Raw genomic sequence first — 9,910 nt, forward strand, 5'->3', positions numbered from 1 at the left:
GAACAGTACGCGTGACTCCAATCACAGACTGAGGACCACCCATGGCCGATGCCGTCGAGAGCTCCCGTAAGAAGCTCGATTTATCCGGACTGCAGAAGCTCGGCCGCAGCCTTATGCTGCCGATCGCCACGCTACCCGCTGCTGGACTGTTGCTGCGACTAGGACAGGACGACATGCTCGGCCGCTGGTCGGCCATGAAGACCGTGGCCGACGTCCTCGCGGGCGCGGGCGGCGCACTCATCGACAACCTGCCCCTGCTGTTCGCCGTCGGTATCGCCATCGGCTGGGCCAAGAAGGCCGACGGCTCCACCGCGCTGGCCGCGGTCGTCGGCTACCTCTCCTTCAACGGCGTGCTCAAGGCCATGTCGCCGGTCGTGCTCTCGGGCAAGGTCGACACGAAAGGCGCTCAGGCACTGGTGAATTTCGGTGTCCTCGGCGGCATCGTGATCGGCCTGACCGCCGCCTGGCTGTGGCAGCGCTTCCATCGCACCCAGCTGCCCGACTACCTCGGGTTCTTCTCGGGGCGGCGCCTGGTGCCGATCCTGACCGCCTGCGCGGCCGTGGTCATCGGTGTGGTCATGTCGTTCATCTACCCGGCCTTCAACTCGGGGCTGACCTGGCTCGGTAACACCGTCGCCGATAATTCGGTTGTGGGCGGCGGCATCTTCGGGTTTGCCAACCGTATGCTTTTGCCATTGGGACTGCATCACATCATCAACTCGGTGGTTTGGTTCATCGTCGGCGACTACAGCACCGGCGGTCAGACCTACCACGGCGATATCGCCATGTTCCTGCACGGCGATCCGCAGGCCGGCACCTTCATGACCGGCTTCTTCCCGATCATGATGTTCGGTCTGCCCGCGGCCGCGCTGGCCATCTGGCGGCATGCCAAGCCGGAGAACAAGAAGATGATCGGCGGCATCATGCTGTCCACCGGTCTGACCGCCTTCTTCACCGGAATCACCGAACCGCTGGAGTTCTCGTTCATCTTCGTGGCCTGGCCGCTGCTGCTGATCCACGCGATCTTCACCGGCTCCTCGCTGGCCCTGACCAATGCGCTCGGCATCCACGACGGGTTCACCTTCTCCGCGGGCGCCATCGACTATCTGCTCAACTTCGGCAAGGCGACATATCCGCTGCTGCTCATCCCGGTGGGCCTCGGCTATGCCGCCCTGTACTACTTCACCTTCAGCTTCATCATCAAGCGCTGGAACCTGAAGACCCCCGGCCGTGAAGACGATGAGGCGGAAACCGAAAAGGAGAACATCGCAGCATGATCACTCGCACCGCCGTCGTCGCGTCCAAGACCGGGCTGCACGCCCGTCCCGCCGCCCTGTTCGCCAAGGCCGCCGGGGAAGCCGGTGTCCCCGTGCGGATCTCGGTGGACGGCAAGGATCCCGTGGCCGCCAACAGCCTGCTGCAGGTGATGACCCTGGGCGCCAAGCAGGGTGACACGGTCACCCTGCACGCCGAGGACGGGTCCGAGGCGGCCCTGGACAAGCTGGTCGGGATGCTGGAGACCGATCTTGACGCGTGAGGTGCGCGGTGTCGCCGCCGCTCCCGGGATCGCCGTCGCGGCGGTGAAGTGGCTGGCGCCCGCGCCGGTCACCAGCCGCTCCGATGCGCCCGGGAGTGACGTCGAAGCCGAGATCGCCCGCGCGGAGGCCGCTTTCGAGACGGTCGCCGCGCGGTATTCGGCCCAGGCGCTCGACGCCGCCGGCCCGGCCGCCGACATCCTGTTCATGACCTCGGCGCTGGCCGCGGATCCGGCGCTGCTGGATCAGGTGCGCACCGAGATCCGGGACGGGACCCCGACCGCGCACGCGGTCACCGAGGCGGTCGCGCACTTCGGTGCGCAGCTGGCCGCCCTGGGCGGCATGATGGCCGAGCGCGCCTCGGACCTGAAGGACGTGGGCCAGCGCGTGGTGGCCGAGCTGCTCGGCGTCGATCCGCCCGGAATCCCGGACAGCGCAACGCCTTTCGTGCTCGCCGCGCACGATCTGGCACCGGCCGATACGGCCACGTTGGATCCGGCGAAGGTGGTCGGCCTGCTGACCGTGGCGGGTGGGCCCACCTCGCACACCGCGATTCTGGCCAAGGCACTGGGCATTCCGGCCGTGGTGGCCGCACCCGAGGCGGTGCGGATCGCCGAGGGCACCGAGGTGGTGCTCGACGGCACGTCCGGTGTCGTGGAGATCGAACCGACCGCGGCGCGTCGCGAGGAAGTGCTCGCTCAGCGTGCACGCCAGGCGGACGCGCCGACCGGTCCGGGCCGCACCTCCGACGGTCACGCCGTGCCACTGCTGGCGAATGTCGGCTCGGTCGCGGATGCGCGCCTCGCGGTCGAACTCGGGGCCGAGGGTGTCGGCCTGTTCCGTACCGAATTCCTGTTCCTGGACCGCGCTTCGGCCCCCGCCGTCGCCGAGCAGACGGCCCAGTACGCCGAGATCTTCCGCGCCATGGGCGACCGTCCCGTGACGGTGCGCACCCTGGACGCCGGATCGGACAAGCCGCTGCCGTTCCTGAACCTGCCGACGGAGGAGAATCCGGCGCTGGGAGTGCGCGGCCTGCGGTTGAGCAGCGTCGACGAGGGGGCGCTGCTCGACCAGCTCACGGCGATCGAGGCCGCGGCCAAGGAGACCGGGACACCGGTCAAGGTCATGGCCCCGATGGTCGCCACCGTCGAGGAGGCCAACTACTTCGCGACCCGCGCCGCCGAGGCCGGGATCGAGACGCGCGGCGTCATGATCGAAATCCCCGCCGCCGCACTGCGTTCCGAGCAGCTGGGCGCGGAGGTGGGCTTCTTCTCCATCGGCACCAACGATCTGTCGCAGTACCTGTTCGGCGCGGACCGCATGTCGTCATCGCTGGCGGCGCTGCACAATCCGTGGCAGCCCGCGCTCGCGATGGCCATCGGCATGGTGGTGTCGGGGGCGGGCAAGCACGGTGTCAAGGTGGGGGTCTGCGGCGAGTCCGCGTCCAACCCCGAATTCGCCTGTGTGCTGGTGGGTCTCGGAGTGGAGACACTGTCCATGGCGCCCCGCTCCATCGCCGGGGTCCGGGCGCAGCTGGCCGAGGTGACCCTGGAGCAATGCCGGGCCGCCGCTGCCGCGGTGCTCGCGGCCCACACCGCCGAGGACGCCCTGGCCGCCGCACGTCGGGCATTGGGGCGAGATAAGTGAGGACCACCCTGCGCGGCCGGGTCGTCACTCTCACCGAGGCGGGCGAACTCGCCGACGGGGTGGTGTCGTTCGACGGACCGCGGCTCGACTACGTCGGCCCGGCAACCGGATTCGGCGGTGACCTGCCCGAGCTCAGTGGTCGTCCGCCGATCATCCTGCCCGGGCTCATCGACGTGCACTGCCACGGTGGCGGTGGGTACGGCTTCCCCGAAACCGATCCCGAGGGGGTGGGGATCGCGGCGAATTTCCATCGCGCGCACGGCACCACCACCCTGATCGCCTCGCTGGTCTCGGCCACCGAGGCCGAATTGCGCGACCGCATCGACGTACTCGGCAAGGCCATCGACGACGGCCTGCTGGCGGGCATCCACCTCGAGGGCCCGTTCATCAGCGAGCACCGGCGCGGCGCCCACGACCCCGAGCGCATCCTGCCCGGCGACCCGGCCCTGCTGGAGCGGCTCATCGACTACGCGGGCGGCCGCATCGTGTCGGTGACCGTCGCCCCGGAAACCGCCAATTTCGATGCCCTCGCCGACGTGCTCGCCGACGCGAATGTGATTCTCTCCCTGGGACACACCGTCGCCGACTACGACCGGTCCGTGCACGCCATGCGCCGCGGCTGGCGGGTCTCGATCACCCACCTGTTCAACGCCATGCCCGAACTGGCCCACCGCGACGCCAACTTCCTCACCGCCGCCATGGCCGCCGCCGGCCGCGGCGACGTGGTGGCCGAGGTCATCGCCGACGGCGTGCACCTGGCCGACGGCACCGTCCGCATGGTCTTCGACACCATCGGCCCCGACAACCTGGCGCTGATCACCGACGCCATGGCCGCCGCCGGCCAGCCCGACGGCCGCTATCAGCTCGGCAGCCTCGATGTCGTGGTCCGCGACGGCGTTTCGCGCATCTACGACCCGCACGGCGAGGGCCCCATCGCGGGCGGCACCGCCACCGCCACACAGGTGCTGCGCCGCACCGTCTTCGACGCGGGCGTGGACCTGACCGCGGCCGCCACGGCCGCGTGCGCGACCCCGGCCCGCCTGCTGGGCATGGCCGACGAGATCGGCGCGTTGCATACGGGGATGCGCGCCGATGTCCTGGTCACCGATCGCTGCCTGATTCCCGTCGACGTCTACAAGGATGGATCCCAATGGAACTCGTGATCACCGACAACGCGGCCGAGGCCGGTGTGCTGGCGGGCCGCATCATGGCCGACCATGTGCGCCGCGGTGCCCGCGCCATCGGGCTGGCCACGGGGTCCTCGCCACTGGGGGCGTATCGGGAACTCATCCGCCAGCACCGGGGCGAGGGACTGAGTTTCGCGGGCGTGCAGGCGTTTCTGCTCGACGAGTACATCGGGCTGCCGCCGGGGCATCCGCAGTCCTACCGGCAGTTCATCCGTGACGAGTTCACCTCGCATGTGGATTTCAAGGATTCCGACGTGCACAGCCCCGACGGCAATGCCGCCGACATTCCGGCCGCCGCGGCCGAATACGAGCGCGAGATCGCGGCGAACGGGCCGGTGTCGGTGCAGATCCTGGGCATCGGGGCCAACGGGCACATCGGTTTCAACGAGCCCGGCTCGTCGCTGCGCTCGCGGACCCGCGTCAAGACGCTGACCCCGAAGACCCGCGAGGACAATGCCCGCTTCTTCGAAGACGACCTGGCCCAGGTCCCGACGCACGTGCTGACCCAGGGCCTCGGAACCATCAGCGACGCCGACCATCTGCTCATGGTCGCCACCGGCGCGGGCAAGGCCGAGGCGGTCGCCGCCGCCGTGGAGGGCCCGGTCTCCGCGTTCTGCCCGGCGTCCATCCTGCAGATGCACCCGCACGTCACGGTCATCGTCGATCCGGAGGCGGCGGCGAACCTGAAGGCGGTGGACTACTACCGGTTCGCGGTGGCGAACAAGCCCTCCTGGCAGAGCTTCTGAGCCTCACGCATTCTGCTGCATGGCGGTGAACGGGGCCATGTCGAAGTAGTCGCGCCAGGCCGCGATGCGCCCGTCGCGGACTTCGAACACCCCGGTCACCGGTAGCTCGATGTGCTTGTCGCCCAGGCTGAATCGGTCGGTGCGCTCATTGAGCACCACATTGCCGGCGACGGCCTGGTGGTGGACGGTGAAGTCGATGCCGCCGAAGGCCCCGATGAACCCGCGCAGGAACTCCAGGATCGCGGCCTTGCCGACGAACGGCGCCATCGGGATGTTGTGGTAGACCGCGTCGTCGGTGAAGAACTCGGCGATGGATTCCGGTGTGCCGCTGCGCCATTCGGCGCACAGGGCGGTAACGACGGCGGCGGGGGACAGGTTGGTGTGGTCGATGCTCACTGCGGTGGGAGACCTTTCCTGCGGATGACCTGAGCTGTCGGAAAAACTTCCCGGCGGCCGCGGTGGTGTCAAGACTGTTCTCGCAGTGAGACTTCGGTTCGGTGGTGTCTCAGTGTTGCAGGATGTCAGCGTGCCGCCCAGCACGGTGGCCACCATGGTGTGCACGGCCGCGGTCTCTGGGCGCGGCGCGGTGCGGTCGGCGAACAGCAGGTGCGCCGATCCGATCAGGGTGGCGGCCAGTAGGCCGGGGTCGGAAGTGGTGACCACGCGCCCGATCTCGACCTCCGCGGCGAGGTAGTCCGCGATCAGGGTGGTCGCCTCACCCAGTATCGGGAAGCCGACCGGGCGCTGCTGTCGCAGCCGGGCGCGGAGTTCGTCGCGGTAGGTGACCAGGCTGACGATGGCCACCGCCACCGTTTCGAACACCCCGGTCAGCGCCTCGGTGAGGTTGTCGGGCACCGTGGCGTCCCCGGCCTTGTCGCGCAGCTCGGCCCCCAGCCGCTCGACCCGCACGATGCGATCCTCGACCAGCTCGGCGAGAAACCCGTCGAAGTCGCTGAAATGCCGGTGCAGCACACCTTTCGCGCATCCCGCCTCGGTGGTGACCGACCGGCTGGTCAGCGCACTGGGCCCGTCCCGCAGTAGAATTCGCTCGGCGGCATCGAACAACTGCGCGCGCGCATCCCTGATCGCAACCCCGGTCGGCAACCCGCTCTCCTTCTGCTCGCCGAGCCCATTCCGTTGCAGAGTGGGCACACGCCCACTTAAAGTGGGCGCATGGTCACTCTATCTTCCCGAGAGTCCGAACCCGCCGATCAGAGCCCACATCGACACCGCGAGGTGGCCGAATCCTTCGGCATCGACGCGGCCCGCTACGACCGCACCCGCCCGCCCTATCCCGCCGCCATGATCGAGGCCGTGCTCGCCGCCACCCCGGGCCGGAACCTCCTCGATGTCGGCTGCGGGACCGGGATCGAGGCCCGGCGGTTCCGTGACGCCGGGTGCACGGTGCTCGGCGTGGAACCCGATGCGCGCATGGCCGATTTCGCGCGGGCGACCGGAATCGAGGTCGAGATCGGCATGTTCGAGCAGTGGGATCCGGCCGGGCGCAGCTTCGATGGCGTGATCTCCGGAACCGCCTGGCACTGGGTCGATCCCGTCGCGGGCCCGGCCCAGGCTGCGCGCGTGCTCCGGCCCGAGGGGCGGCTGGCACTGTTCTGGCATGTGCCCGACATGCCGCCCGAGGCCAGCGCCGCGTTCGCCGCGGTGTATCGGAAGTTCATGCCGGATTCGCCGGTCTCATTGGTCGCCGACCGCCCCGCGATCGAGATCTACCAGACGATATTCGACAAGGTAGGGGGAGGAATCCAGGAAGCCGGCGGTTTCACCACACCCGAACAATGGCGATTCGACTGGCGGCACACCTACACCCGCGACGAATGGCTGGACCAGATCCCCACCCACGGCGCGCTCACCCAGGCCCCGCCGGACACCCTCGCGGCCGTCCTGGACGGCATCGGCGCGGCCATCGACGCGATGGGCGGCAACCTCGAAATCGGATACACCACCGTCGTCGTCACCGCCGCTCGGGCCTACCCCTGACCCGGGAAAGCCTGCGCCGGTCGATGATCGGAACGATCATCCCCGGCCCGTGGTTGACAATGGTCCGGTGACCGAGCGTGCAGCGAGCCGGACCGCGGTTCTGGTCTGTCAGGGCCGGGCCGTGGCCGACGGGCGACCGGGGGTCGGCCGATTTTCCGATCCGATTGCGGTGGAACTGCTTTCCGAGGCGGAACGCGAGCCGGTCGCCCGGGTTCGGGCGGGTGGCCGCCGAAGGCGTTCGGTCTGCGGATGGAATACGAATTGCTGTCCGCCGCAGCCGAAGTGATGGCCACCCGTACCGTCGCCATCGATGCGGCGGTACGCGAGCGGTCCGATCCGCAACCGGTGATTCTGGGCGCGGGCCTCGACGCGCGCGCCTGGCGCATGCCGGAACTGGCCGGGATCGCGGTATTCGAGGTCGACCACCCGGCATCGCAGGCCGAGAAGCGCGAGCGGCTGGGGGAGCGGAAGGCATTGGCCGACATCCACTTCGTCCCGGTCGATTTCGGCAAGGATTCCCTGGGCGCGGCCCTCATCGCCGCGGGCCACGACGAAACCCGGCCCACCACCTGGATCTGGGAGGGCGTCGTCCCCTACCTGACGCCCGCCGAAGTGGCCGAGACCGTCACCGAAGTGGCCAAACGCAGCCCCGCGAGCAGCCGCCTGATCATCACCTACCCGACACCCGACCGGCGCTACCGGTACGGCCGCAAGGCCATGGAATTGTTGCTGACGTTGTCGGGTCGCCCCAATCCCATGGCCCGCGAACCGCAGCGCTCGAGCTGGACGCCCGAGGCCATGGCCGCGCTGCTGTCCGAGCACGGTTTCACCGTCGCCAGCGACCGTGATCTGGGGTCGATCGCTCGTGCGGAGGGTATCGAGGGCAAGCGCCTCTCCAGCCGCGTCGACGGGCAGCTCGTCATAGCCGATCGTGCCTGAAACCCGCCATTTTCGCGACCGGTTGTACCGCTCACCGGGATCGACGCCGCCTGCGGATTTCCGAAACTCCCCGTGTGCGAGCATATCGCCATGGCTGGTGGAACCGATCTGTGGCCGGAAGTGGATCTGGCTGATCTGCTCGACGTGCTCGAGTTGACCGAGACCGCTCCGGGGCGATTCCGGGCGCGCAATGTCTCCTCGACGCTGCCCACCACGCTCGGCAGCCAGACCCTGGCCCAGGCGGTGGTCGCTGCCGAGCGGATGGTGCCGCACATGGCCGTTCAGTCGCTGCACGGGGTGTTCCCGCGTGGTGGGGACGCCGCGCGCGAGGTCGATGTGGAAGTGGAGCTCGTCCAGTCGGGCCGTGCACTGGCGACCGCGCAGGTGTCGTTCCGGCAGGAGAGCCGCGAACACGCGCGGATCCTGGCGATGCTCAGTATCGACGAGCCCGATTTCCTCGATCACGGCCGCACGGTGCTCGACGGCGTGCCGGGCCCGGACGAGTGCGTGGAACTGCCGTGCGCGCTATTGCCCTGGGAGGTGCCGACTCTCGGCGGTGCCGACGCGCTCGCGCCCGACCTCGCCGGACCCCCGACCCTCGACGTGTGGATCCGCTGCGACAAAGCACCCGACGTCCCCGGCATCGCCCGCGCCCTGCTGGCCCACGGCAGTGAGGGATTCCTCGGCCCGGTCGCCACCCGCCCGTATCCGCAGGGCGAGATCGACCGGCGCGGTGGCCGCGGAATGTCGGCGATGCTCGCCCAGACCATCACCTTCCACCGCCCGTTCACACTCCACGACTGGCTGCTGCTGCGCTGCGAAAGCCCGTTCGCGGGCAGCGGCCGGATGTTCACCCGAATCCAGATCTGCACTCGCACAGGCGAACCGGTCGCTTCGGTCGACGCCCACGGCCTGATGCGCAGCGCCGGCCGCTAGTTGAGGGTGACCACCCACGAGCCGTTGCAACCCCGGTTGCGGGCACGCCCCGGGTCGTAGTTCCACACGGCCTGCAGGTCCGAGTCCCGCTGAATATTGAACGCACCCGTCGGCGACTTCACCGGATCGCCGTTGTAGAGCAGCAGACTCAGATCGTTCGGGTAGATCGTCCAATCCCCGTTGTAGCCCGCCGGATAGTTCATGCTGACGGTCGTGGTCCGCCCGGTGTGGTTCTGCACCACAATGCACGCGCCAGGATGATTGGCCTGTGCCTGCGCGGGAGCCGCCACCGCAATCGCGACCGCCCCCACCGCAACGGCCGCCACCGGCACACCGATAATCGCCGCGACCTTACGTCCGCCGCCGGAAACGTTCCACATGACAACCTCCGTACGAACCCGGGTACCCCGGATCTTTGTTTCGACGTACCGAAGCTATCGACGTGGCCCATTGCCTCTCTTAAGAAATCCTTGTTCCCAGCGGTGCGGTGGCTGGGGCAGCTTGCTTCGCTCGCAACCCAGCCACCCCTCGCCCCCATCCAGGCGTCCTATTTCTCTTCCTCTTTATCTCTTGTCTCTTTATCTTTCGCCCTTACCAGGCATGCAGGATCTGTCCCGTGTAGTTGCCACAGGCAGCCAAGTGAACCCGGTCGTTGCGGTCGCCACCGTTGACGATATCGAGGCACATGCCGTTACCGCGGAATTCATTCCACAGGGTTACGTGACCGTTTACGGACGCGAAGTGCCAGAGCTGGCCGCTGTAGTTCCCGCAGTCCACGAAATGGACCTCATTGTCATAGGTCCCGCCGTTATAGGTATCGAGACAGCTGTTATCCCCCTTGAACCGGGTGTGCAGGCGGACTCCGCCGTTCCCGTTGCCAGCGTCGGTGGCGTACCAGAACTGCCCGGAGTAATATCCACAC

11 protein-coding genes and 1 pseudogene are annotated in these 9,910 nt (G+C 68.4%); 8 read left to right on the forward strand and 4 right to left on the reverse strand.

The window, feature by feature from the left end:
* Nucleotides 1-41: 41 nt before the first annotated feature.
* Genes NS2_RS09145 through nagB form a run of 5 tightly spaced genes read left to right on the forward strand, consistent with a single transcriptional unit; the run spans nucleotide 42 to nucleotide 5,115 of the window.
* The gene (locus NS2_RS09145; protein ID WP_033086877.1) at nucleotides 42-1,277 is read left to right on the forward strand and encodes a PTS transporter subunit EIIC; all 1,236 of its coding nucleotides are present in this window, start codon (nucleotides 42-44) and stop codon (nucleotides 1,275-1,277) included.
* Nucleotides 1,274-1,537, forward strand: coding sequence for an HPr family phosphocarrier protein (locus tag NS2_RS09150; RefSeq protein ID WP_033086878.1), 264 nt, complete (start codon nucleotides 1,274-1,276; stop codon nucleotides 1,535-1,537). Before NS2_RS09145 ends, NS2_RS09150 begins: the two co-directional genes overlap by 4 nt.
* Nucleotides 1,527-3,182, forward strand: coding sequence for a phosphoenolpyruvate--protein phosphotransferase (gene ptsP, locus NS2_RS09155; protein ID WP_155239474.1), 1,656 nt, complete (start codon nucleotides 1,527-1,529; stop codon nucleotides 3,180-3,182). Before NS2_RS09150 ends, ptsP begins: the two co-directional genes overlap by 11 nt.
* Nucleotides 3,179-4,345, forward strand: a complete 1,167-nt coding sequence (locus NS2_RS09160) for an N-acetylglucosamine-6-phosphate deacetylase (protein ID WP_033086879.1) — start codon at nucleotides 3,179-3,181, stop codon at nucleotides 4,343-4,345. Before ptsP ends, NS2_RS09160 begins: the two co-directional genes overlap by 4 nt.
* Nucleotides 4,333-5,115, forward strand: a complete 783-nt coding sequence (gene nagB, locus NS2_RS09165) for a glucosamine-6-phosphate deaminase (protein WP_033086880.1) — start codon at nucleotides 4,333-4,335, stop codon at nucleotides 5,113-5,115. Before NS2_RS09160 ends, nagB begins: the two co-directional genes overlap by 13 nt.
* Before the next feature lie 3 nt (nucleotides 5,116-5,118).
* On the opposite strand, the gene NS2_RS36725 is transcribed toward nagB, so the two are convergent.
* Entirely contained in the window at nucleotides 5,119-5,490 is a 372-nt protein-coding gene (locus tag NS2_RS36725) for a limonene-1,2-epoxide hydrolase family protein (RefSeq protein WP_071344826.1), read from the reverse strand.
* Nucleotides 5,491-6,054: 564 nt separating this feature from the next.
* Nucleotides 6,055-6,267: pseudogene (locus NS2_RS37290) on the reverse strand (TetR family transcriptional regulator); the annotation flags it as partial.
* 21 nt (nucleotides 6,268-6,288) lie between these two features.
* Between NS2_RS37290 and NS2_RS09175 the strand changes: the two are divergent.
* The 3 genes from NS2_RS09175 to NS2_RS09185 all read left to right on the forward strand — a co-directional run bounded on the left by NS2_RS09175 (nucleotide 6,289) and on the right by NS2_RS09185 (nucleotide 8,988).
* Nucleotides 6,289-7,113: a methyltransferase domain-containing protein gene (locus NS2_RS09175; RefSeq protein WP_033086881.1), complete on the forward strand. Its 825-nt coding sequence runs from the start codon at nucleotides 6,289-6,291 to the stop codon at nucleotides 7,111-7,113.
* 249 nt (nucleotides 7,114-7,362) lie between these two features.
* Nucleotides 7,363-8,052 (forward strand): class I SAM-dependent methyltransferase, encoded by a 690-nt coding sequence (locus NS2_RS09180; RefSeq protein ID WP_200885911.1) that lies wholly within the window; start codon nucleotides 7,363-7,365, stop codon nucleotides 8,050-8,052.
* 90 nt (nucleotides 8,053-8,142) lie between these two features.
* Nucleotides 8,143-8,988, forward strand: coding sequence for an acyl-CoA thioesterase (locus NS2_RS09185; protein WP_063864952.1), 846 nt, complete (start codon nucleotides 8,143-8,145; stop codon nucleotides 8,986-8,988).
* Here the strand turns inward: NS2_RS09185 and NS2_RS09190 are convergent.
* Nucleotides 8,985-9,368 (reverse strand): hypothetical protein, encoded by a 384-nt coding sequence (locus NS2_RS09190; RefSeq protein ID WP_033091787.1) that lies wholly within the window; start codon nucleotides 9,366-9,368, stop codon nucleotides 8,985-8,987. The two genes, NS2_RS09185 and NS2_RS09190, sit on opposite strands and share 4 nt — an antisense overlap.
* 211 nt (nucleotides 9,369-9,579) lie before the next feature.
* Nucleotides 9,580-9,910 (reverse strand): RICIN domain-containing protein (locus tag NS2_RS09195; RefSeq protein WP_033091788.1); only part of this gene is annotated, 331 nt, incomplete at its 5' end.

Origin of the sequence: Nocardia seriolae NBRC 15557 (genome assembly GCF_007990715.1) — a bacterium.
GTDB lineage: Bacteria > Actinomycetota > Actinomycetes > Mycobacteriales > Mycobacteriaceae > Nocardia > Nocardia seriolae.